The following is a 22,404-nucleotide window of genomic DNA, read 5'->3' as shown; positions in this document are numbered from 1 at the left end:
CGGACGCCGATGGGGAGGTGGCTCAAGCGGAGGCTGCCCCGCCTGCGGGTGCTTCCGAGGCCGCCGCTGTGCCGGATCCATCGGGCGCGGGGCCGGCGGCTCGTGGCGCGGCGGAGTCCGGCGCGACGCGCGCCGCCGAGGACCTGGACGCCCCGGAGGCCGGTGAGGGAGCGGCGCAGGCCTCGGCGCAGGAGGAGAGCGACGAAGACTCGGGTCAGGAAGGCGGCGGGGAGGGGCCGACGCTGGCGGCGGCGTTGGAGGCTATCCTGCTGGTCGTTGACGAGCCCGTCGCCGAGGTGACTCTGGCTCAGGTGCTGGAGCGGCCCACCCACGAGGTCGCTACGGCGCTGCGGGGGCTGGCGGCGGAATACACCGCTGCCGGCCGGGGTTTTGACTTGCGAGAAGTCGCGGGCGGCTGGCGGTTCTACACGCGGGCCGACTGTGCACCCCTGGTCGAGCGGTTCGTACGCGACGGCCAGCAGACACGGCTGACTCAGGCCGCGCTTGAGACACTCGCGGTCGTGGCTTACCGGCAACCGGTGAGCCGGGCTCGCGTAGCCGCGGTACGCGGCGTCAACAGCGACGGCGTCATGCGGACGCTCGTCGCAAGAGGGCTGGTCGAGGAGGCCGGCACCGACCCGGAGAGCCAGGCAGTGCTCTACCGGACAAGCTCATACTTCCTTGAACGTCTGGGACTGCGGGACCTCAGCGAGCTCCCAGAGCTCGCGCCCTTCCTCCCCGACGACGTGGAAAACCTCGAGGAGACAACAAAGTGATCAACAGGCGAAGCACCCCGTCCGGTGATGGACGCGGTCGTGGACGTACCGGCGGCTCGGGCCAGGGCCGCGGCGGACGTCCCGCCTTCCGTTCCGACTCCGGTTCGGGCTTCCGTTCCGACGACGCCCGCAGTGGGGGTCGGCGCGACGACTCCCGCGGCGGATCCCGTGACTCCCTTCGCGCCGACCGGAGTGGATCGCGTGCCGGGTACGGGTCCGGTGCACGTGAGCAGCGGCCCTCGCGTGGCGAGCGCGACGACCGTTACCGCCGCGACGACCGGGGCAGCCGCTACGGCGACCGCGAGGGCCGTTACGACGGACGCGAGGGTCGTTCCGGCGATCGTGAGGGCCGTTACGGGCGCGAGGAGCGGCGCTACGAGGGCGACCGCTTCGAGCGGCCCCGCGGCGGCGACCGGACCGGATACCGCCCCGAGCGCCGCGACGACGAGCGTGGCGGTGGCTACGGCGCCGGCCGTCGTGAGGAGCGCGGTGGCTACGGTGCCGGGCGTCGTGGTGAGGAGCGCGGTGGTTATGGTGCCGGCCGTCGTGAGGAGCGCGGCGGTTACGGTGCCGGCCGTCGTGAGGAGCGCGGCGGTTACGGTGCCGGGCGTCGTGACGAGCGCGGCGGCGGCTACGGTGCCGGGCGTGGTGACGAGCGCGGTGGGTTCCGGGTCGATCGGAGCGGGCGCAGGGAAGGCGCCGCCCCGGCCTCCTCTCGCTCCAGGTATGGCAAGCGCGACGCCGACGCCCGGACCGAGCGGGCCCCGCGTACGACCCGGCGCGACGACGTACAGACCATCGGAGGCGACCGCCGGACGAGCGCGAGCGGCGGCCCCCAGCGCGACCGCCGGACCGGCGCGAGCGGCAGCCCCCAGCGCGACCGCGTGAAGGCCGCGCGCCAGCCCCTCCGCGACCGCGACTTCTACCCCGACGACTACACCGACGAGCGCGACACCACCGAGGTCCCCAACGGGGTGCGGCTGCAGAAGGTGCTCGCCCAGGCGGGCGTGGCCAGCCGCAGGGCGTGCGAGGAGATGATCGGCGAGGGCAGGGTCACCGTGAACGGCCAGGTCGTGCGGCGCTTCGGCGCCAAGGTCGACCCGGCGACGCAGGTCATCCACGTGGACGGCAAGCGCATCCCCACGGCCCCCGACCTCGTCTACTACGCCATCAACAAGCCCATCGGCGTCGTCTCCACCATGAACGACCCGCAGGGCCGCCCGTGCCTGGCCGACTACGTCGAGGAGCTGGCGCCGAGGCTGTTCCACGTGGGCAGGCTCGACACCGAGACCGAGGGCCTGCTGCTGCTCACCAACGACGGCGAGCTGGCCAACAGGCTGACGCACCCCAGCTACGGCGTACAGAAGAAGTACTGGGCCAAGGTGCCCGGCCCGATCCCGCGGGACCTGGGGCGCCGGCTCAAGCAGGGCATCGAGCTGGAGGACGGCATCGTCAGGGCCGACGAGTTCGCCATCGTGCAGGAGCACGGCCAGCAGGCACTGGTCGAGATCGTCCTGCATGAGGGCCGCAAGCACGTCGTACGACGCATGCTGGAGGAGGCGGGGCACCGGGTGATCGACCTGGCCAGGATCGAGTTCGGCCCGGTGAAGCTGGGCCGGACCAAGCCCGGCACGGTCAGGGCGCTGACCTTGAAAGAGGTCGGCGAACTTTACGCTGCCGTAAAGCTGTAATCTGGCTGGACGCAGGAGCCCGTGCGCATCTCCGCACGGGCTCTCCCGCTATGGAAGGGGACGAACCACATGGTGCGCGCGATCCGTGGGGCGATCCAGGTGGACGCCGACGACCGCGACTCGATCATCGCGGGCACGACCGAGCTGGTCAATGCGATCATGGAGCGTAACCGGCTGACCACGGACGACGTGATCAGCGTGCTGTTCACGGCCACGCCCGACCTGACGGCCGAGTTCCCGGCACTCGCGGCGCGTAAACTGGGTTTTCACGAGGTGCCGCTGATCTGCTGCACCGAGATCGCCGTGCCGGGCGCGCTGCCTCGCGTGGTGCGCCTCATGGCCCACGTCGCGACCGACCGCCCGCGGTCCGAGATCCAGCACGTTTACCTGCGTGGCGCGGTGGCGTTGCGGCAGGATATCGCGCAGTAAGCAGCTGAAAAGCGCACCACGAGACACTCAAAACCCCAATAGCCGGATAAATCAGGACACCGACATGGAACTTCGTACCGTGCTCGTCGTCGGCACCGGTCTCATCGGCACTTCCGCGGCCCTGGCGCTGCGCAAGCGCGGCGTACGCGTGCTGCTCGCCGACCGTGACCCGGGCGCCGTACGGCTGGCGCGGGAGCTCGGCGCCGGTGAGGAGTGGCAGACGGGCGAGGGGCAGAGCGAGGGGCCTGCCGAGCAGGTGGACCTGGCGGTCATCGCCGTGCCTCCCGCCCATGTGGCGAGCGAGCTGCTGGAGCTGCAGCGGATCGACGCGGCCAGGTTCTACACCGACGTTGCCAGCGTGAAGGTCGAGCCCCTCCACCGGGCCGCGCAGCTCGGCTGCGACCTGGCCTCCTACGTGGCCTCCCACCCCCTCGCGGGCCGCGAGAAGTCGGGCCCGGGGGCGGCCAGGGCCGACCTCTTCCTGGGCCGGCCATGGGCGCTGTGCCCCACCGAGGACTCCGGCCCCGAGGCGAAGGCGGCGGTGCTGCGGCTGATCGAGCTGTGCGGGGCCAACGCCGTCGAGGTGAGCGCCGCCGACCACGACCGCGCGGTCGCCGTCGTCTCCCACGCGCCCCACGTCGCCGCCTCCGCCGTGGCCGCCCGCCTGACCGACGCCACCGACGTCGCGCTCGGGCTGGCCGGCCAGGGCGTACGCGACGTCACCAGGATCGCGGGCAGCGACCCCGGGCTCTGGCTCGGCATCCTGTCGGGCAACGCCGCCCCGGTCGCCGCGGTGCTCGAGGCCGTCGCCGCCGACCTGGCCGAGGCCGCCGGCGCCCTGCGCGCGCTGGCCGAGGGCGACGGCACCGCCACCGGCGAGATCACCCAGCTGCTCAAGCGCGGCGTCGCGGGCCACGACCGCATCCCCGGCAAGCACGGCGGCCCGGCCGCCCCCTACTCCGTCGTCCAGGTCGTCATCGGCGACCGTCCCGGCCAGCTCGCCCGCCTGTTCCAGGTGTGCGACGAGGTGGGGGTCAACGTCGAGGACGTGCGCCTGGAGCACGCCCCCGGGCTGCCCCTGGGCATCGCCGAGCTGTCGGTGCAGCCCGACGCGATTCCCACGCTCTCCGACGCCCTGCGCGAGCGCGGCTGGCAGGTTCCCTGAGGGCGCCGTCACCGACGCCTCGGTGCCCGGCGTCGCCGAGCACGCTCATGTCTACGACGACCACGCGGGCGCCGTAAGGTACGCCGAGCACCTCGGGAGCGGCACCTCGATGCCGGGAGAGCGGGCCCGCGCCTGCCTGGACGCGGCGCTGCGGCGACTGGGCGTCGAGGTGCGTCAAGCGTGGTCTGGTGCCGGTCCGGACCTTCGCGCTGAGCGCCGGGGGCGCCTGAAACAGCACGCCGGGCGGGACCGTACGGCCCCGCCCGGCGCACTCCACGCGATCAGCGCTTGGTCACCGCCGCGCTGACGGCGTTCGGGCCGTCGTACTCGCGGTCGGGCAGGGCCTCGAGGGCCCTGATGATCTCCTGGCTCGCGTTGTGCTCGCGAGCCGCTCTGATCAGTTCCTGCTTGCTGGCCGGGTAGTCGATGCCACCGAGGTGCTTCTGCAGCTCGATCGGGTTAAGTGTTGTCTTCATAACTCTCTGCTGCCCACTGTTCACGCCACGTAACGCCAGGTGTGGAGTTTGTCGGAAAATGCCGGTAGATTTCGCCTCCACTCGCAGCGGGGCGTCTCGCCGATGCGCGGATCAGCCACCGGACCGCTCCAGCCTGCGCCGTGCCTGCTCCACGGCGCGCGGCAGCTCCCGCCGCTCGGCCAGCGCCCGCGGCAGCCTCGGCACGGCGCTGCGCAGCCCCTCCCAGCCCACGGGGCCGCCCCGCAGGGCGTCGAACGACCGTCGCGCCACCACCCGCCACGGGCGGCGCAGCACCGCGGTCAGCACGGAGTTGCGGGCGGCCAGCACCTGCCTGCCACGCGGGTCCCTGGCCCGAGCGGGGTGGTGGTGGGCCACGACGTCGTCCACGTACGCCAGCCCCCACCCCCGCGCGGCCAGGTCCACGGCCAGCCGCTCCTCCTCGCCGAAGAAGAAGATCACGTCGTCGAACCCGCCCGCCGCCAGGAACGCCTCCTTGCGCACCACCGCCCCGCATGCCAGGAACCCCAGCACGCTCGGCCCCGGCAGGTCCGGCTCCATGCCGAGCGGCGAGTCGCGCATCTGCTCCGACACCGGGTCCAGCCGCTCCTCGGGGCCCACCAGCACGCGCGCGCCCAGGACGGCCAGTCGCGGATGGGCGTCCAGCACGTCGGCGGCCCGCTCCAGCGCTCCAGGGGCCCACCAGGAGTCGTCGTCGGCGAAGGCCACGTAGGGGGTCCCGGCGAGCCGGACGCCGATGTTGCGGGCGGGCGCCCCCAGGTTCGTGCCCGCCTCGACCAGGTGGACGTCCGGGAAGTGGCGTCGCACGAACCCCGCCGTGCCGTCGGTCGAGCCGTTGTCGACCAGGATCACCGGGCGGGGATGCATGGGCAGCGTACGGGTCAGCGCCCGCAGCCTGTCCTTGCTGGCCACCACCACGGTGACTCTCGCCTCGCTCACATGGGGCCCACTTACCTCGACGGCCGTTCTTAGTCCTTGACGTGCCTCCCCGGTGAGCGTACAAAGGTGGGTAACAGTGTTACCGAACAGAAACGGCGTTACCGTGACCAGCGCGTACCAGCAGGCCCAGCAGGAGGGGCAGCACGTCGTCAGGGCCGCGATCCTCGACGCCGCCACCCACCTGCTCGTCACCGAGGGGCCGGCGGCGCTGACCGTGCGGCGGATCGCCGGCGAGGTCGGCTGCTCGACCAAGGTGATCTACACGCTCTTCGGCGGCAAGGACGGGCTCAGCGAGGCGCTCTGGCTGGAGGGGTTCGCGAGGTTCGAGCGGTGGATGGTCGAGGTGTTCCGGGACGACGATGCCCTGACCTCGCTGCGCGGGGGCCTGGACGCCTACCGCGCCTACGCGCTGGCCGAGCCCGAGTACTACCGGGTCATGTTCTTGGGGGCCATGGCCAGGTTCAAGCCGGGTGACGAGGCCGTGGGGGCCGCCAGGCGCACGTTCGACCTGCTCGTGCAGGGCGTGGGGAGGTGCCTGGAGGCGGGCGCGCTGCGCGGGGGAGAGGCCGAGGAGATCGCCGACGTGCTGTGGATGGCGATCCATGGCGCCGTGAGCCTGGAGATCCTGGGCTATTTCGACGAGCCCACGGCGGCGCGGCGCTACCGGCTGCTCTACGACTCGGTGCTGTCCCCCTTCCTGGCCCCCGACGAGAGGCCAGATGAGAGGCCCGACGAGAGGAACGGATCATGACGGACTACACCGGCGGGTTCGCCCCCGTGACAGAGGAGGTCACCGCCTTCGACCTGGAGGTCACCGGACGCATCCCGGCCGAGCTCAACGGCCGCTACCTGCGCAACGGCCCGAACCCGCTCAGCCTCGACGACCCGAGCGCGAGCCACCTGTTCCTCGGCGAGGGCATGGTGCACGGCGTGCGGCTGCGCGACGGCCGCGCCGAGTGGTACCGCAACCGCTGGGTACGCAGTGCCCGCGTCGCCGAACGGCTCGGCGAGCCGCCCAGGCCGGGACCGGTGCACGAGGGCATGGACTTCGCCGCCAACACCCACGTCATCGGGCTGGCCGGGCGCACGTTCGCGCTCGTCGAGGCGGGCGCACGGCCGTACGAGCTGGGTTACGAGCTCGACACCGTCGGCCCGTGCGACTTCGACGGCGGCCTGCCCGGCGGGTACGCCGCGCACACGCACCTCGACCCGGCTACCGGCGAGCTGCACGCGCTGGCCTACTTCTTCGGCTGGGACCACCACCAGCACATCGTGATCGGCCCTGAGGGCACGGTCACGCAGGTCAGGAACATCCCGATCGCCGACGCCCCGATGCTGCACGACTTCGCGCTCACCGAGCGGTACGTGGTGATCTACGACCTGCCGGTCACGTTCAGCATGGCCCACGCGGAGCAGGGCCGGCCGCTGCCGTACGCCTGGAACGACGCCCACGGCGCCCGGCTCGGGCTCATGTCGCGTGGGAGCGGCGACGTGCGCTGGGTGGACGTCGATCCGTGCTGGGTCTTCCACACGCTGAACGCCTACGACGACGGCGACGAGGTGGTCGTGGACGTGGTCCGCTACCCCAAGCGGTTCGTGGACGCCCGGCTCGACCAGGGCGGCCTGCCGACGCTCGACCGGTGGCGGATCGATCCGGCCGCCGGCAAGGTCCGCGAGACGCGGCTGGACGACCGGTCGCAGGAGTTCCCGCGCATGGACGAGCGCCGCACCGGTCGGCCGTACCGCTACGGCTACACCGCGACCGGCGGCGACCTCGACGGCGTGCTCAGCAAGACCGACACCGAGCTGGAGGACCTGCCCGACGAGGCGTTCGACAACACGCTCATCAAGCACGACCTGGAGCGGGGGACGACGCAGGCGCGGCAGTTCGGGCGCGGCGCTTACGCGGGCGAGCCGGTGTTCGTGGCCTCAGGGGCGGCCGAGGATGACGGGTACGTGCTCTCCTACGTCAACAACGAGGCCAGAGGCGCGGCCGATCTGGTGATCCTGTCGGCGCAGGACTTCACCGGCGAGCCGGTCGCCACCGTGCACCTGCCCGCCAGGGTGCCGCTCGGCTTCCACGGGAGCTGGATCGCCGATTGAGCCGGACACGGTACTCTCTCTTGGTGATGCGGTGACGGGATCGACGCATCCGGCCGGTCCACCCACGCGGCGAGGACCTGGTGTTCGCTGGAAAGCTCGTGAAGAGGGAGAGGCCGTGACCGGTCTGGTCGTCGCCATGGACGGCCCTTCGGGGTCGGGTAAGTCGAGCGTGTCGCGCGGGGTCGCCAAGGCGCTGGGCCTGCGCTATCTCGACACCGGGGCGATGTACCGCGCGATGACCTGGTGGATGCTCCAGCAGGGCGTCGACCTGGCCGACCCCGCCGCCGTGGCGGCCCGCTGCGGCGAGCCCCGCATCGGCTCCGGCACCGACCCCGACGGCCCCACGATCCACGTCGACGACGTCGACGTGGCGGGGCCGATCAGGCAGGCCGAGGTCACCGGGGCGGTCTCCGCGGTGGCCGCCGTTCCCGAGGTGCGGGCCCGCCTGGTCGCGCTCCAGCGGGAGATCATCGGCGCCGGTGACATCGTGGTCGAAGGCCGCGACATCGGCACGGTCGTCTGCCCCGACGCCGCCGTCAAGGTCTACCTGACGGCCAGCGCCGAGGCCCGTGCCAGGCGGCGCCACGCCGAGCTGGCCGGCTCGACCGTGGCGGCGCAGCAGGAGGCCATGGCCAGGCGTGACAACCTGGACTCGACGCGTAAGACGGACCCACTCTCGATGGCGGATGGCGCCGTCGAGGTCGACACCACCGCGCTCACCCTTGAAGAGGTGATCGCCGAGGTGTTGAGGCTGGTCCCGGAGCGGAGGAGCTCGGAAGGAGAGAGCGAAGCCAACGAGTTCCGAAGCGGCCGCGACCATGTCCGCGAGCGCACCTGAGGCTTTCAGGTGCGGTACTCACATTAAGGAATTCATATCGTGCCAACGGGGGATTGGGTCGAGGCCGACCTCGACGACTTTGAGATCACCGAGCACGGCGACAGCACGCCGCTGCCGGTCGTCGCCATCGTGGGGCGGCCGAATGTCGGCAAGTCCACGCTGGTCAACCGCATCATCGGCCGCCGCGAGGCGGTCGTGGAGGACGTGCCGGGCGTCACCCGCGACCGGGTCACGTACGACGCCAACTGGCGCGGCCGCCGCTTCACCGTGGTCGACACCGGCGGATGGGACCCGGACGCCACCGGGATGAACCTGCGCATCGCCGAGCAGGCCCAGGTCGCCGTCGAGCTGGCCGACGCGATCGTGTTCGTCGTGGACGCCACCGTGGGCGCGACCGACGCCGACGAGATCGTGGGCTCGGTGCTGCGGCAGTCCGGCAAGCCGGTCATCCTGGCCGCGAACAAGGTCGACAACCAGCAGCTCGAGCTGGAGGCCGCCGCCCTGTGGTCGCTCGGGCTCGGCGAGCCGTACCCCGTCTCGGCCCTGCACGGGCGCTCCAGCGGCGACCTGCTCGACGTGGTGCTCGACGCGCTGCCCGAGACCCCGGCCGTCAGCTTCGAGGGCGAACGCGGCCCGGCCCGCGTCGCGCTGCTCGGCAAGCCCAATGTCGGCAAGTCCTCGCTGCTCAACAAGCTGGCGGGCGAGGAGCGGGTGCTGGTCGACCCCATGGCAGGCACCACCCGCGACCCGGTGGACGAGCTGATCGAGCTGGGCGGGCGCACCTGGCGGTTCGTCGACACGGCCGGCATCCGGCGGCGCGACCGCGAGCTGCAGGGAGCCGACTACTACGCGGCCATGCGCACCCGGGCGGCGCTGGAGCGCACCGAGGTGGCGATCGTGCTCATCGACGCCAGCGAGCCGCTCACCGAGCAGGACCTGCGCATCATCGGCCTGGTCATCGAGTCGGGGCGGGCGATGGTCGTGGCGTTCAACAAGTGGGACCTCGTCGACGAGGATCGCCGCTACTACCTGGAGAAGGAGATCGACCGGCAGCTCGTCCGCACCCCGTGGGCGCTGCGGGTGAACATCTCCGCCAAGACCGGGCGGCACGTCGACCGGCTGGTGCCCGCACTGGAGAAGGCGCTGGACTCGTGGTCCACCCGGGTTCCCACGGCGCGGCTCAACGCCTTCCTGACGGAGCTGGTGCATCAGACGCCGCCGCCGGTGCGGGGCGGGAAGCAGCCCAAGATCCTCTTCGCCACGCAGGCCTCCGTCGAGCCGCCGAAGTTCGTGCTGTTCACGTCCGGGTGGCTCGAGGACACCTATCGGCGGTTCATCGAGCGGCGGATCCGCGAGGAGTTCGGGTTCGCGGGGTCGCCGATCGAGGTCGCGATGAAGATCCGGGAGAAGCGCGGCAAGAAAGACAAGTAATGGCTTTGCCGTTCACCTGCGCCTGATCGTAGGATCTACGGCAACGCGTCGACGGAGACGAGTAGCCAGCGGGCCCGCAGGGGTCCAGAGAGCCGCCGGTAGCTGCGAAGGCGGTCCCGTGCCCCGCTGGTGAAGACACTCCTGAGTGCGGGGAGGAAATGCCCCGCCGGTCTGACCCCCGTCATCGGGTCGTCGAGGCCGCCTGTCTCGCGGCGGCGAAAGTGCGGTGGCACCGGGAGCTCCCTTCTCCCCCGCACTCCCAAGGGGTCATGCACTTCCTCGTGAGGAGCTGTAATGATCTCTCGTGTCATGTCGGCGGAGCTCGCTGAGCACGCCGGCCAACGAGTGACGATCGCCGGCTGGGTCCATCGCCGCCGGCAGCTGAAATCCGTGTCCTTCCTCGTCGTCAGGGACCGCGCCGGCCTCTCCCAGGTGGTGGCCGCGCGCGAGCTCCCCGGCGAGGAGAGCGTCGTCGAGGTCACCGGCACCGTGCAGGCCAGCCCGCAGGCGCCCGGAGGCGTCGAGCTGGTGGAGCCGGAGATCGAGGTGCTGGCGGAGCCGTGCGCGGCGTCGCCGTTCGACCTGTACCGGCCCGTCGTGCCGGCCGGGCTGCCGACGGTCCTCGACCACGTGCCGGTCGCGCTGCGGCACCCGCTGCTCAGGGCGCCGCTGGAGATCTCGGCCGCGAGCGTGGCCGGGTTCCGGGAGGCGCTCGACGGGCTCGGGTTCACCGAGATCCACACCCCGAAGATCGTCGCCTCGGCCACCGAGTCGGGCGCGAACGTCTTCAGCATCGACTACTTCGGCAGGCCCGCCTACCTGGCGCAGTCGCCGCAGTTCTACAAGCAGGCGATGGTGGGGGTGTTCGAGCGGGTGTACGAGGTCGGGCCGGTCTTCCGCGCCGAGCCGCACGACACCGTACGCCACCTGGCCCAGTACACCAGCCTCGACGCCGAGCTGGGCTTCGTCCGGGACCATCGGGACGTGATGGCGGTGCTGCGGGAGGTGGTGGCCGGCATGCTGGAATCGGTACGGCGCCGCGCCGGCTCCGCCGTCGAGCTCATCGGGGCCGTTCTGCCCGAGGTGCCCGCCGAGATCCCGGCCATCCACTTCACCGAGGCGCAGGAACTGACCGGCTCGCCGGAGCCGGACCTGTCGCCCGCGCAGGAGCGGTGGCTGTGTGAGTGGGCGGTGCGCGAGCACGGGTCGGAGTTCCTGTTCGTCACCGGATACCCGATGTCCAAGCGGCCGTTCTACACCCACCCCGACCCGGCGCGGCCCGGGTACTCCAACGGGTTCGACCTGCTGTTCCGCGGGTTGGAGCTGGTGACGGGCGGTCAGCGGCTGCACCTTCACTCCGACTACCTGGCGGCGCTGGCCGCCCGGGGTGAGGGGCCGGAGGCGTACGAGGGGTACTTGCAGGCCTTCCAGCACGGGATGCCGCCGCATGGCGGGTTCGCGCTGGGGCTGGAACGGTGGACGGCTCGGCTGACGGGCGCCGTCAACATCCGCCAGACCACCGCCTTCCCCCGCGACCTGCACCGGCTCTCGCCCTAGGCCCTGGGAGTGTCGCCTCGACACGCGATTCGACCATTCAATAGAAAGGATCAGAGCCAGGACCTGAGCGAATGACGTGGAATCGGGGCGCGGATGAACCGACTCTCCACCAGATGGCCCTGGTACGCCTCGTTCATCCCGGCCGCCCTGATCGTCAGCGGGACCTTCGTGAACATCCTGTCTCCGCGTGACTATTGGGGCGACTACCAGCTGGGCGCCGCGGTCGTGCTGGCCGGAGCACTGCTCTCGCTACGGCACACGATCGCGGTCGCGGCGGCCTTCGTCCTGGCCGAGCTGGCGCTGTTGGTCAAGGACGGTTACTTCGGTCATGCCCCCGGCACCTACTCGCTGATCAACGCGGTGTTCACCGCGCTCGTCGGCCTCGGGGTGAACCGCGTGGTCGCCCGCCACGGGCGCCGCCTGGAAGCGGTGCGTTCCGTCGCCGAGGCCGCCCAGCGTGCCGTGCTGCCCGCACCGCCGGCGTGTGTCGGCCCGCTGGCCATCGCCGCCGTCTACAAGACCGCGCAGATCGAGGCATTGATCGGCGGAGACGCGTACGCCGTGCAGGACACGCCGTACGGCACCAGGCTGCTGATCGCAGATGTGCGGGGCAAGGGCCTGGGCGCGGTCGGCACGGTGTCCGTGCTGCTGGGGGCGTTCCGGGAGGCGGCAGACCAGGCACCCGACCTCGTGGCGCTGGCCGAACGTATGGAGCACGCACTGGTCAAAGCGGCCTCGTCGCGCGAGGAGGACATCCGGATGGAGGGGTTCGTCACGGCGGTGCTCGGCGAGATCACACCGGGCGCGGACCGCGTGCGGCTGCTGAACTGCGGCCACCCCTCGCCGTATCTCCTCGAGGGCGACACGGTGTCCTCGCTGGATCCGGGCGAGCCGGGTCTTCCCCTGGGCATGCGCAGCCTGGTTGGGCCGCAGGCAGGGCCCGAGAACTGGCCGTTCCCGGCTGGGGGCACGCTCCTGCTGGTCACCGACGGAGTGACGGAGGCTCGAGACCGGTTCGGGACCTTCTACGAACCGGCCAGCCGGCTCGGCGGCCTGGGCCCGTTCCGCCGGCCGGACGAGGTGGTCGAGATCCTGGTACGCGATGTCGAGCGCTGGACCGGCGGCCCGCGCGACGACGACATGGCGGTTATGGCGATCACCAGGCCGGCCTGAGGGGTGTCCGGGCTCACCTGGCTTTGCGAGAACCCTCGTGAGGTGGCATCAGCAGCGCGACGGCCGCGCCGAGCAGGCAGACGAACGCCGTGACCAGGAACATCTCCGTGTACTCCGTGTGCAGCGCCGTCTGCACCTTCGCGGTGTACTCGGCCAGCTGCCGCTGGTACGTCACCGCGTCCACGCCGAAGGGGAGCGGCGTGTCCAGGTGCGCGGTCAGCGACTGGAACCGGTAGAAGCCCCAGGCCGACACCGCCGCGATGCCGATCAGCATGCCCATCATCCTGGCCACCACGACCGCCGCCGACGCCACGCCGTGCTGGGCCGCCGGGCTCACGCGCAGCACGGCCGAGGAGACCGGGGCGATGACCAGCCCCAGACCCAGACCGGCCAGCACCAGGTCGAGGTCCACGACGAGACCCGCGCTCCGCAGGTCGAGCGGCCACTGGCTCATCAGCCAGTAGCCCGCCGCCCCCAGCGCCATGCCCGCCACGGCCACGGCGCGATCGCCCAGCCTGCGGCCCAGGAGGCCGCCCAGCAGGGCTCCGACGGTGAGCGCGGCCAGGAACCTGGCGAGGACCAGCGACGCCGCCAGCGCGTCCAACCCGAGCAGGGTCTGGGCGGTGAGCTGGACGAACACCATGGTCACCAGGAGCGCGGCCCCGGCCAGGAAGCTCACGGCCAAGGTGGCGAGCAGAGGGCCCTTGCGGGTGGTGGCGAGGTCGAGCAGGCGTACCGGGGAGCGGATCTCCCACCACACGAAGATCCCGGCCACCACCACCCCGGCCGCGATGACGACGAGGCCCCACGGCGGGAGCACGGTTCTGGCCGGGTCGGGGTTGTAGAGGCCCACGACCAGCAGGCCGAGCGCCAGGGCCAGCAACGCGCCGCCGACGACGTCGATCCGCCTCGCCGGCGGCTCGGACCCGCCCTTGGCCTGCGACTCCTGCCCATCCCCACCCTCGGTGCCCGCCTCCGGGCCGGCCGCGCTCGTGGGGCCGGACGACCCGTGCGGCACGCGTGTGGCGCCCGCCGGCCGCGCCGCCGCCCCGTCCGTGACGCTGCCGGCGTGGATGCCGGTGGTCGAGGGGTGTGACTTACCGGATGGCACGGTGAGCTGCACCGCGACGGCGGCCAGGGCGGCCAGCGGGACGTTGATCCAGAAGATGGCGTGCCAGCCGCCCAGCTCCACCCCCGCCACCACGGTGGCCGGGATCCCCGCCAGCACCCCGCCGTACAGGGGCCCGAGCGCGCTGCCGAGTTCCTGCGCCGCCCCCACTGCCCCCAGCGCCACCGGCCGCTCGTGCTCGTCCCACAGGTCGCCGATGAGGGCCATCGTGATCGGCAGCAGCGCCCCGCCCGCAATCCCCTGGACGCTGCGCCCGGCCACCACCATCACCTCGCCGGCGGCCAGGGCGGTCAGCACCGAGCCCAGCGCGAAGGCGGCCAGGCAGGCGTGGATGAGCGGCCGCCGGCCGTACCGGTCGGAGAGCTGGCCGAGCAGGGGCATCGCGGCGACGTACCCGAGCAGGAAGCCCGTGACGATCGGCGTGGCCCGCTCCAGGTGGTTCAGCGGGATGCCCACGTCGGCGGCGACGTCGATCAGGACCGTCACCACCACGTACGCGTCGAGCGCGGCCAGCAGCACCACCGCGCCACCGGCGCCGAGCACGACCCGGCGGGCGCCCCTCATCCGGCGGCGGGCGGCGTGATCGTGACCGGCGCGTCGTAGTCGCTGAACGACACCGTCACCGTGCCGTCCTGCAACGGCAGGCTGGCCTTGGTGAGCCGGCTGGTCGCCTTGTCGAGCCAGACCTTGGCGTTCACGCCCTGAGAGACGCCCGGGACGATCTGGCCGAGAACCTGCCCGGGCAACGTCGTGGCCACCCGGTACGAGTCGCCCTCCAGCGCCTCCACCTTGGGATCAGTGGCCGAGGCGAGCAGCTGTGCGATGCCCTTGGTCGGCTCGAGGATCACCGAGGGGTCGTAGATCTGCGCGAGCTGCTGCCGCGTCATCTTCTGGAAGCCGCCCGTCGGCCCCTTGAAGTGCACGGTGTCCCCGACCACGACGAAGCTGATCTCCTGCAGGCCCAGCACCTCGATCGTGATCGTCCCGTCGGCGTCACCGGCGGCCGTGAGCCTGCCGTCGGCCTTCTTGACCGGCACCTTAGGCTTGCCCTCCGTCGCGATCGAGAAGCTGGCCGACTTGACGCCCTTCATGGCCTCGGCGGCCTTCTTCATCAGGCCGGGACCGTCGGGCAGCGCGTCGCCGCCGCCCGACGAGCATGCCGACACGAGCGCGAGAACCGCCACGATCAGAAGCTTTCGAAGCATGAGCGGATCGTAGCGAGCGCTTGGGAACGTCCGTGAGCCGTCGCGGATATCGGTTGGATGTCAGCGCAGCTTCTTCAGATGCTCGACGATCGGCTCGAAGGCCGCCTCGAGCGCTTCGAGCTGGTCGTCGCTGAGGCGGTCGACGAAGTGCTCGCGCACGCTCGCCACGTGGTGCGGCGCCACCCGCTGGATCGTCTCCCAGCCCTCGTCGGTGAGCACCGCGAACGTGCCGCGCCGGTCGTCACGGCAGTCCTCCCTGGTCACCAGGCCCTTGGCCTCCATGCGGGAGATCTGGTGCGACAGCCGGCTGCGTGACTGGATCGTCGCGTCAGCCAGGTCGCTCATCCGCATGCGCCGGCCCTGGCTCTCCGAGAGGTTGACCAGGATCTCGTAGTCGTTCAACGAGAGCTCATGCGCCTGAAGCTCGCGGTCGAGCCGGTGCATGAGCAGCTTGTGCAGCGCCAGATGCGTGCGCCAGGCACGCTGTTCGGCGGGTGAAAGCCAGCGAGGCGCGCTCATGATCTCCAATGTAGCGCACGTAAGTGCGGCGCTATGGAGCAGCCGGAGCCGGGGGAGAGCCTGGGGACCGTCAGGGGATCGGCACCCGCCTGGCAGGGGCGTCCGTGACGACGGCGACTCTGATGTCAGGACCGGCGCTCCACTCCAGCAGGTGGCGGCCCGCCAGGTCGTCGCCGCCCGCGTGGAGCTTGTCGAGCGTCAGCTCGCCGCGCTTGATCAGCGCCTCCTTGCGCGTCCAGTGCCTGATCAGCTCGTCGTTCCCGGTGACCAGCGCGCGCTCGCGCGGGGTGCAGACCCGGTCGGCGAGCGCCAGGTCCAGCGCCCCGGGCGGCACGTGCTCGGCGTCCACGCCCACCTTGCCGGGCCCGGCCGCCGCGCACACATAGCCGCGCGTGTGGCTGAAGCTGACGCCCAGCTCGGGCGCCTCCTCGATGTACGGCTTGCCGTGTCCAGGGCCGTGCAGCTCGCAGCGTTGCTGCAGCGTCAGCTCGTACGGCTCGGTGCCGAGCGCGGCGGCGGCGCAGAGCCGCACGAGGAGGTGAGCGGCGACGTAACTGGCGCGATCCCCCTCGAACCGGAACCGCGCGGCTCGCTCCACCTCCACCTCGGTGAGCCAGTCCTCCGGGGCGCGCACCTCGTCGGGGCGGCCGCCCATCGCTAAAGGGCCGATGGTCAGTCCTTCTTCTTCTGGTCGCCGGTGAGGTTGTACTGGTCCTCCGAGGCCGCGCCGAGCACGGTCACGTCATGGATCTTCCAGGTCCCCTTCTCCTTCACAAGGCTGATCTTAAGGTGCGAGTCCTTGACGGAGCGGATCGCCTCAGAAGTGTTCACCTGCTGGTCGACGACGACGATGGCGTGCGCGGTGGCCTCGTCCACGTCGGCCAGGTAGACCTCGCGTACCGTGGCCTGCGAGGTGGCCTTGAGCTTGACGATGACCTGTGCCATCGCGCCGCCGAACGCCGCGTCGTACGTGGCCAGGAAGTCGCCCGTGGCCTGGGCGGCGAGGGTCGAGCGGGTGGTCTGGAGGTTCTGGTAGTCGTAGCTGAGCAGGGCCTTGCTGAACGCGCTCGCCGCCCCGGACACCTCCAGCCGCAGCGCCCGCTCGGTCTCGAGCCTGGCCCGCGCGTCCTCGGCCTGGGTGGCGGAGATCCACTGCAGGACGGCGGTGGCGGCGAGCGCGGCCACCAGCATCGCCGCCAGCGTCCCGAGGATCCTGGACCGCGTGACGCGCTCCCGGCCCTTGACGCCGGCCGCCCCCTCACCGGCCGCCCCCTCACCGGCCGCCCCCTCACCGGTTGTCTCCTCGCCGGTTTTCTCCTCGCCTTTGGCGCTCGCGTCCGCCGTCGTCGGCTGCTTGCCCTCGGTGCTCGGGTCCGCGGGCTCGGCCGACGGATCCGTCGTGGCGGAGGCGGCGGTCTCGCTGGGGGCCGGGTCGGGCTGGGCCTCCTCGGTGCGGGTTTCCTCGGCGAGGTCCTGCTTGGTGGTCATCATGACTCCTCACGGCGGCGGGCGGCCCGGCCCGTCGCGATCCAGCCCACGATCCCACCAGTGGCCACCACGGCGAGGAATATCCCGGCAATCAGCGGGGTGGTGTTCAGCGGGACGGGGGACGCGGGGCCGGTGGCCGCCGCGCCGCTGGGCGACGGGGTGGTCTCCGGACTCTTGGTCGGTTTCTCGGTGTCCTTCGCCACCGGGTGGGCGGACGCGGCGGGTGAGGCGGTGTCCGGCCGTCCGGCGGCGTCCTGGCGGCGGTCATCCGTACGGGAGTCGTCCGAGTCTTCGGAGTCGCCCGAGTCGCGGGATGGAGCGGGGCAGGAGCGCAGCGCGGGCACGGTGGGCGGCCCGATGGCGCTCGCGTACTCCTCGGCAGGGTTCGGCCCGCCCGGCCCGCTGAAGATGAAGGAGATCTTCCCGTAAACGGTGTCGCCGGTCGGGACAGTGATGTCGTCCGACAGGCTGAGCGCGGTCGGCATGCTGCTGAGTATGTGGTGCACGTTCCGCTCGGTCTGGGGTGAGAAGGCCGGCTGGTGCGGCAGTCCCGCCGCCGTCAGCAGGCACGAGAACCCCGGCCGCGACTTCTTGATCGCCGTGTCGAGCTGGGCGAACACCCCTGGCCCGCGGTCGAGGAAGGTCTTCAGATCGGCACGGGAGTCGCGCAGCGTCCCCGTGACCGTGCGGAGGTCCGTGATGCCGGAGGCCAGCTCGCCCCGCTTCCCGGCGAGCGTGTGGGTCAGGTGGGTGAGCTGCACCGACAGGGAGTCGAGCACGTCGGCGTTGTCCGCCAGCGTGCCGGTCAGCGAGTGGGCGTCGTCGATGATGTTCCTGATCGCCGGGGCCCGCCCGTCCAGGGCCACGGCCAGCTCGTGCGTGATCGTCTTGGCGTCCTCCGGCGGCACCGCGTTCAGCAGCTTGCCCACGCCCTCGAACAACTTCTTGTAGTCGAGCGGCACCGACGTCCTGGCCAGCGGGATCGTGTCACCGGCCGCGAGCGACGGCCCGGTCACGCCGGAGGCGGGCGGCGAGAGCTCCACGTACGGCTCCCCGATGGCCGACTTGCGCCGCACCTCCGCGGTGGCGCCCTTCGGCAGCCGGATGCCTCTGTCGATGTCGAGCCCCACGACGATCTTGCCCGGCGCCAGCCGCACATCGCCGATCTTGCCGACCCGCACCCCCAGGTACGCCACGTCGAACCCCCGGATGAGGCCGGGCGACGAGACGAACTCGGCCGACACCCGGTACGGCCGCTCGATGGCGTCGAGCCGGATGATCGTGCTGAACGCCCAGACGGTCATCACAACACCCAGGGCGACAAAGAACCCTAAATTCAGATAAATCCGGTTTCTCATCGCGGCGGCTCCAGCAGCAGGCGGAAGTCCTCGACCCGGTTCGCCAGCAGGCCGTCGTTCCCGGACGATCTCTTGGGCAGCAGAACGCCCTTCAGCCAGAGATAGATCAGCACCTGCCCGTTGACCGTGATCGGCGGCGCGTCGATGAACTTCTGGAGCCTCACCACCAGCGTCTTCAGGTCCTCCTTGCCCCGCTGCATGGCCGACGAGATGGCCTCCAGCTCCAGGAGCAGCTTCCTGAGCCGGGCGGCGTGCCGCGGGTAGACGGTGAGGTTCGCCTCCTTGGCCAGCTTCGTCAGCGCGATGATCGTCTTCTTCACGTGCTTGCGCCCGTGCGCGATGCGCGCGGTGGCCGAGGCCAGGGTTCCGGGCAGCCGGTCCAGTTCGCCGCTGCCCTTGGCGAGGTCGTCGCCCAGCCTGGCCAGGGCGTCGATGCTGGTGGCGATGTCCTGGCGGGCCGCGGCGTAGGCGTCGGTCACCTCGGCCGTCTGCTTGATCAGCTTGTTGACGTCGTCGCCCTGCCCGCCGAACCCCTTGTAGGCGGCGTCCAGGATGGCGTTCACGTCCTGGGCGCCGAGCGCCTCGACGAGCGGCCCGGCCTTCGCGGTGACCTGCTCGATGTCCGGCTCGACCGAGGTCTCGGCGATGGTGGCGCCGTCCTTCAGGTACGGCCCCGTGGCCAGGTCCTTGCCCGCGGGCGGCGTGAGCAGGACGTAGTTCTCGCCCAGCACCGACGTCTTGGCCACGGTGGCCGTGCTGCCTTCGGGCACCCGGTGCGCGGACTGGACCGACATCGTCACCCTGGCCCGGTAGCCCTCCAGCCGGATGTCGGTGACCGTGCCCACCCGTACGTCGGAGATCTGCACGCTGTGCCCGGCCACCAGGCTCTGCACGTCGTCGAAGACCGCGTGCAGGGTCATGTCCCCGGTGGTCGCGCCGAGCGTCTGCAGGGAGCACGACGCCGTCCCGGACAGCGACGTCGCGAGCGCCAGCACGGCGGCCAGGAGGCGGGCCCTCATCGCTGCCTCCCCTGCCGTTGGAAGGGGCAGTTGCTCAGCTTGCCCGGCAGGCACGGCACGTCGCCCAGGTTCAGCGCGTCGAACAGCGGCGTCAGCCACGCCCGGGTCATCGCGTTGAGCACGACGCGGATCTTCAGCACGTGCTGCTTCCTGTCCCAGGAGTCGATGAGCACGTCGGCGAAGTCGGCCGCGCCCTTGACCGCCCGCGCCATGGAGGCGCTGTTGGCCCGTACCGTCAGCACCAGCTCGCCCAGCGTGCTCGCGGCCTGCGGGAGCCGTTCGGAGTACTGCTCGATCAGCACGTCGCCGCGCCGCACGAAGCCCGCCATGTCAGAGACGAACGTGCGCAGCCGCCGCCGCTCCTCCGCCAGGATCGAGCTGGCCTCGGCGAAGGCGTCGATCGCGCCGGTCACCTGGCTCTCCCGCCTGTTGAGGCTGGTGGCCAGCCGGTTCAGCCCCTTGGCCAGATCGACGAGCTGCTGGTCCTGCTTGGCCAGCGTGCCGGTCAGCTCGGCGGTGTCGGCGATGGCGTTGTTGATGGTCTTGCCCCGCCCTTTGACCCCGTCGGCCAGGGTGCTCGCCACGGAGCCCAGCTTCCTGTCGTCGAGCGCGTCGGTGAGCTTGGTGAACGCGTCGAGCGCGTCGTCGATCTCCACCGGCAGGTCCGTCCGCTCCAGCGGGATCGTGGTCCCCGGCGTGACCTTCTGGTCGCCGGGCTTCCACGGGGGATACAGGACGACGTTCCGCTCGCCGAGCGTGTTCTGGGGCGCGACCACGGCCTTCACGCCGGCCGGGAGCGGCACCTGCCGATCAACCAGCAGGTCAACGCGCACTTTATCCCCATCAATGCGGATTTTTTCGACATATCCGGCATCGAGGCCCATCACTTTTACCCGCGCCTGCTCGTACAGGGAGGGCGCCTTGTGGAAGATCGCCACCAGCCGGTACGGCTCCTCGCCCAGCACCGTGCACCCCGACGTCAATAACACCCCGAGCAGCAGAACCGCCACCAGTCGTCTCACGGGTCGTCTCATCTGGCGCTCTTCCTGTCCTTCTTGATGGCGCCGAGCACCTCCGGGTTGATGGGGCCGAGGCCCGAGGCTATGGCCTCGACCCACGGACCCTGGCCGCCCATCGTGGACAGGCCGGAGAAGGTCGGGCCCGCCCACGCGAGGAGCGAGTTGAACTGCTTGTTGCTGCCGCTCAGCCGCGTCGTGATGGCCGCGTTGTCGTCGAGCACCTGGATGAGGGTCTTCTCGTGCTCGTTGATCAGCCGGGTGGTGCTGCGTACCAGGTCGCTGCCGTCGCCCAGCAGCGTGCGCAGCTCGTTGCGGCGCGCCCGCAGCTCGGCCAGCATGACCTCGATGGCGTCGATGAGCCGCCCGAGCTGTTTGTCCTTCTTCTCCAGGACGTTCATGATCCTGGTGCCGTTGTCGACGAGCCGCTGCAGCTGCGGCTCGCTCTTGCTGATCGTGTCCGACAGGTCGCCGATGTTGCGCAGCAGGCGGGTGATGCGGCCGCGCTTGCCGAGGTCGACCTTGTCGAGCTCGGTGAGCAGGTCGTCCACGGCGTCGGTGTCGAGGCGCTCGACCAGCCGGGTCGCGTCCTTGATGGCGTCGTTGATGAGGGTGGGCACGCCGGTCCGCGTCACGGGGATGCGCCGCTGGCTCTCGGGCAGCTGATCCAGGTACGGGGCAGAGACCGCGCCGGTGAGCTTGACGTACCGGCCGCCGAGCAGGTTGGACAGGGCGATGTCGGCCCGGGTGCCGCGGCCGAGCCGCACGCCGTCGTCCACCTTCCAGGTGACGATCACGTACCCCTGGCCGTAGTCGGCGCGCACCTCGGTGACCTTGCCGACGCGCACCCCGGCGACCCTGACGTCGTTGCCGGTACGCAGCCCGCCGGAGTCCACGAACACGCCGGACATGTAGTAGCCGCCCTCCAGCAGCCCCAGGTTGCCCACCAGGAACGTGGCGACCAGGACCGTGGCCAGCGTGGCCAGCGACACCAGGCCGACGGCGATCCGGTTGCGGTCACGGAAGGATTTGACCGCCATCACTCGCCCACCATGAGCTTCTGCAGGTCCTTCGTGCTCTGGACCCTGGTGTTGCGCAGCGGCGGCGGCGACTGCATCCCGTACGGGCAGGGCGCGGCGCTCAGCGCCACGCACGGGACCGCGGTGATGAAGTAGTGGCCGCGCTCCACGCTCTTGTACGCCCGCGCGAACAACGGCTGGAACGTGCTGACCGTCCTGTCGATCTCGCCCACGTGCCGCCTGATGCCGCCGGTCAGCCCGGACAGGTTGTCGACCAGGCGGCCGAGCTCGTCGGCGTTCTTGCCGAGCACCTCGTTGGAGGTGTGGACGGTCGTGGACAGCTCCACCAGCGCCTGGTCGATCAGCTCCCGGTTGTCGGCGAACGCCTCGGAGAGGGTGACGAGGTTGTCGACGAGCTGCTCGATCTGCTTGTCGCGCCGGGCGACCACGTCGGTGACGGTGGCGTAGTCCTTCAGGAGCTGCTCGATCGTCTTCTTGCGCTGGTTGACCGTGGTCGTGATGGCGTTGACGTTGTCGAGCAGCCTCGGGATGTTCTGCTCGTTGCCCTTGAGCGACTTGGCGGCGGCGGTGAGGAGCTGGTTGATCTGGTCGGGGTCGAGGCTGCGGGTGAGCGGGCCGAGGTCGCTGACCAGCTGGCCGATGTCCACGACGGAGGACGTACGGGTGATCCGCGCCCCCGGCGGGAGCCTGCCGGGCGCCGTGCCGGGCAGCAGGTAGACCACGCGCTGGCCGACGGCGTTGCGCCAGCGGATGGCGGCCTCGGTGTCCACCGGCACGGTGACGCCCTGCTGCACGTCCATGGTCACCTCGGCCCGGCCGTCCACCACCTTGATGGTGTCCACTTGGCCGACGGGCGCTCCGGCGATCTTCACCTGGTCGCCCTTGACCAGCCCCGACACGTCGTCGAACACGGCGACCAGGCGGTAGCCGCCGCCGGTGTTCACCCTGGCGATCTGCACGGCGACCACCACGATCAGCGCCACGCACAGGCCGACGAAGAGCAGGAACCGGGCGAACGTCCAGGCGCGCCGCAT

Annotated in this window: 23 protein-coding genes; 11 read left to right on the top strand and 12 right to left on the bottom strand. The window is 71.2% G+C overall.

Going from position 1 to position 22,404, the window contains the following annotated elements; all coding sequences use genetic code 11:
* Nucleotides 1-242 precede the first annotated feature (242 nt).
* The 5 genes from scpB (at nucleotide 243) to ABN273_RS07195 (ending at nucleotide 4,368) form a co-directional block, all read left to right on the top strand.
* A complete protein-coding gene (gene scpB / locus ABN273_RS07215) occupies nucleotides 243-776 on the top strand; it encodes an SMC-Scp complex subunit ScpB (RefSeq protein WP_349448249.1) in 534 nt (177 codons plus the stop codon).
* Entirely contained in the window at nucleotides 773-2,467 is a 1,695-nt protein-coding gene (locus tag ABN273_RS07210) for a pseudouridine synthase (RefSeq protein WP_349447859.1), read from the top strand. Before scpB ends, ABN273_RS07210 begins: the two co-directional genes overlap by 4 nt.
* Nucleotides 2,468-2,536: 69 nt before the next feature.
* Entirely contained in the window at nucleotides 2,537-2,896 is a 360-nt protein-coding gene (gene aroH, locus ABN273_RS07205; protein ID WP_349447858.1) for a chorismate mutase, read from the top strand.
* Between the two features lie 64 nt (nucleotides 2,897-2,960).
* A complete protein-coding gene (locus ABN273_RS07200; protein WP_349447857.1) occupies nucleotides 2,961-4,061 on the top strand; it encodes a prephenate dehydrogenase in 1,101 nt (366 codons plus the stop codon).
* A 22-nt stretch (nucleotides 4,062-4,083) separates the two neighbouring features.
* Nucleotides 4,084-4,368, top strand: a complete 285-nt coding sequence (locus ABN273_RS07195; RefSeq protein ID WP_349447856.1) for a hypothetical protein — start codon at nucleotides 4,084-4,086, stop codon at nucleotides 4,366-4,368.
* Here ABN273_RS07195 and ABN273_RS07190 read toward each other — a convergent pair.
* Both ABN273_RS07190 and ABN273_RS07185 read right to left on the bottom strand, forming a co-directional pair.
* On the bottom strand, nucleotides 4,343-4,537 hold the full coding sequence (locus ABN273_RS07190) for a DUF2795 domain-containing protein (RefSeq protein WP_349447855.1): 195 nt from the start codon (nucleotides 4,535-4,537) through the stop codon (nucleotides 4,343-4,345). The two genes, ABN273_RS07195 and ABN273_RS07190, sit on opposite strands and share 26 nt — an antisense overlap.
* A gap of 111 nt (nucleotides 4,538-4,648) precedes the next feature.
* A complete protein-coding gene (locus tag ABN273_RS07185; protein ID WP_349447854.1) occupies nucleotides 4,649-5,494 on the bottom strand; it encodes a glycosyltransferase family 2 protein in 846 nt (281 codons plus the stop codon).
* 103 nt (nucleotides 5,495-5,597) lie between these two features.
* Between ABN273_RS07185 and ABN273_RS07180 the strand changes: the two genes are divergently transcribed.
* The 6 genes from ABN273_RS07180 to ABN273_RS07155 all read left to right on the top strand — a co-directional run bounded on the left by ABN273_RS07180 (nucleotide 5,598) and on the right by ABN273_RS07155 (nucleotide 12,596).
* Nucleotides 5,598-6,245, top strand: coding sequence for a TetR/AcrR family transcriptional regulator (locus ABN273_RS07180; RefSeq protein ID WP_349447853.1), 648 nt, complete (start codon nucleotides 5,598-5,600; stop codon nucleotides 6,243-6,245).
* Nucleotides 6,242-7,597: a carotenoid oxygenase family protein gene (locus ABN273_RS07175; RefSeq protein ID WP_349447852.1), complete on the top strand. Its 1,356-nt coding sequence runs from the start codon at nucleotides 6,242-6,244 to the stop codon at nucleotides 7,595-7,597. The genes ABN273_RS07180 and ABN273_RS07175 overlap by 4 nt, the downstream gene beginning before the upstream one ends.
* Before the next feature lie 115 nt (nucleotides 7,598-7,712).
* On the top strand, nucleotides 7,713-8,435 hold the full coding sequence (gene cmk, locus ABN273_RS07170) for a (d)CMP kinase (protein WP_349447851.1): 723 nt from the start codon (nucleotides 7,713-7,715) through the stop codon (nucleotides 8,433-8,435).
* 39 nt (nucleotides 8,436-8,474) lie between these two features.
* Nucleotides 8,475-9,866, top strand: coding sequence for a ribosome biogenesis GTPase Der (der, locus tag ABN273_RS07165; RefSeq protein WP_349447850.1), 1,392 nt, complete (start codon nucleotides 8,475-8,477; stop codon nucleotides 9,864-9,866).
* 294 nt (nucleotides 9,867-10,160) lie between these two features.
* A complete protein-coding gene (gene aspS, locus ABN273_RS07160) occupies nucleotides 10,161-11,423 on the top strand; it encodes an aspartate--tRNA(Asn) ligase (RefSeq protein ID WP_349447849.1) in 1,263 nt (420 codons plus the stop codon).
* Nucleotides 11,424-11,516: 93 nt separating this feature from the next.
* On the top strand, nucleotides 11,517-12,596 hold the full coding sequence (locus tag ABN273_RS07155) for a PP2C family protein-serine/threonine phosphatase (RefSeq protein WP_349447848.1): 1,080 nt from the start codon (nucleotides 11,517-11,519) through the stop codon (nucleotides 12,594-12,596).
* Nucleotides 12,597-12,609: 13 nt separating this feature from the next.
* Here ABN273_RS07155 and ABN273_RS07150 read toward each other — a convergent pair whose 3' ends face one another.
* From ABN273_RS07150 to ABN273_RS07105, 10 genes are all read right to left on the bottom strand, one after another.
* Nucleotides 12,610-14,289 carry an MFS transporter gene (locus tag ABN273_RS07150; protein ID WP_349447847.1) on the bottom strand — a complete coding sequence of 560 codons (1,680 nt, stop codon included), beginning with the start codon at nucleotides 14,287-14,289 and terminating at the stop codon, nucleotides 12,610-12,612.
* The gene (locus tag ABN273_RS07145) at nucleotides 14,286-14,930 is read right to left on the bottom strand and encodes an LppX_LprAFG lipoprotein (RefSeq protein WP_349447846.1); all 645 of its coding nucleotides are present in this window, start codon (nucleotides 14,928-14,930) and stop codon (nucleotides 14,286-14,288) included. The genes ABN273_RS07150 and ABN273_RS07145 overlap by 4 nt, the downstream gene beginning before the upstream one ends.
* A gap of 60 nt (nucleotides 14,931-14,990) precedes the next feature.
* Complete coding sequence (locus ABN273_RS07140; RefSeq protein WP_349447845.1) at nucleotides 14,991-15,449, bottom strand: MarR family winged helix-turn-helix transcriptional regulator; 459 nt, start codon at nucleotides 15,447-15,449, stop codon at nucleotides 14,991-14,993.
* A 70-nt stretch (nucleotides 15,450-15,519) separates the two neighbouring features.
* On the bottom strand, nucleotides 15,520-16,104 hold the full coding sequence (locus ABN273_RS07135) for a 4'-phosphopantetheinyl transferase family protein (protein ID WP_349447844.1): 585 nt from the start codon (nucleotides 16,102-16,104) through the stop codon (nucleotides 15,520-15,522).
* A 17-nt stretch (nucleotides 16,105-16,121) separates the two neighbouring features.
* Nucleotides 16,122-16,940 carry a hypothetical protein gene (locus ABN273_RS07130; protein WP_349447843.1) on the bottom strand — a complete coding sequence of 273 codons (819 nt, stop codon included), beginning with the start codon at nucleotides 16,938-16,940 and terminating at the stop codon, nucleotides 16,122-16,124.
* A complete protein-coding gene (locus ABN273_RS07125) occupies nucleotides 16,937-18,241 on the bottom strand; it encodes an MCE family protein (protein ID WP_502910960.1) in 1,305 nt (434 codons plus the stop codon). The genes ABN273_RS07130 and ABN273_RS07125 overlap by 4 nt, the downstream gene beginning before the upstream one ends.
* A 50-nt stretch (nucleotides 18,242-18,291) precedes the next feature.
* Nucleotides 18,292-19,314 carry an MCE family protein gene (locus tag ABN273_RS07120; protein ID WP_349447841.1) on the bottom strand — a complete coding sequence of 341 codons (1,023 nt, stop codon included), beginning with the start codon at nucleotides 19,312-19,314 and terminating at the stop codon, nucleotides 18,292-18,294.
* Entirely contained in the window at nucleotides 19,311-20,336 is a 1,026-nt protein-coding gene (locus ABN273_RS07115; RefSeq protein WP_349447840.1) for an MCE family protein, read from the bottom strand. The genes ABN273_RS07120 and ABN273_RS07115 overlap by 4 nt, the downstream gene beginning before the upstream one ends.
* 8 nt (nucleotides 20,337-20,344) lie before the next feature.
* Nucleotides 20,345-21,370, bottom strand: a complete 1,026-nt coding sequence (locus tag ABN273_RS07110; RefSeq protein WP_349447839.1) for an MlaD family protein — start codon at nucleotides 21,368-21,370, stop codon at nucleotides 20,345-20,347.
* Nucleotides 21,370-22,404 carry an MCE family protein gene (locus ABN273_RS07105; protein WP_349447837.1) on the bottom strand — a complete coding sequence of 345 codons (1,035 nt, stop codon included), beginning with the start codon at nucleotides 22,402-22,404 and terminating at the stop codon, nucleotides 21,370-21,372. Before ABN273_RS07105 ends, ABN273_RS07110 begins: the two co-directional genes overlap by 1 nt.

The sequence above is a fragment of the Nonomuraea sp. B19D2 genome, assembly GCF_040137845.1.
GTDB lineage: Bacteria > Actinomycetota > Actinomycetes > Streptosporangiales > Streptosporangiaceae > Nonomuraea.
Note: the sequence above shows the minus strand (reverse complement) of the source record. Positions and strands in the feature narration are given on the sequence as shown.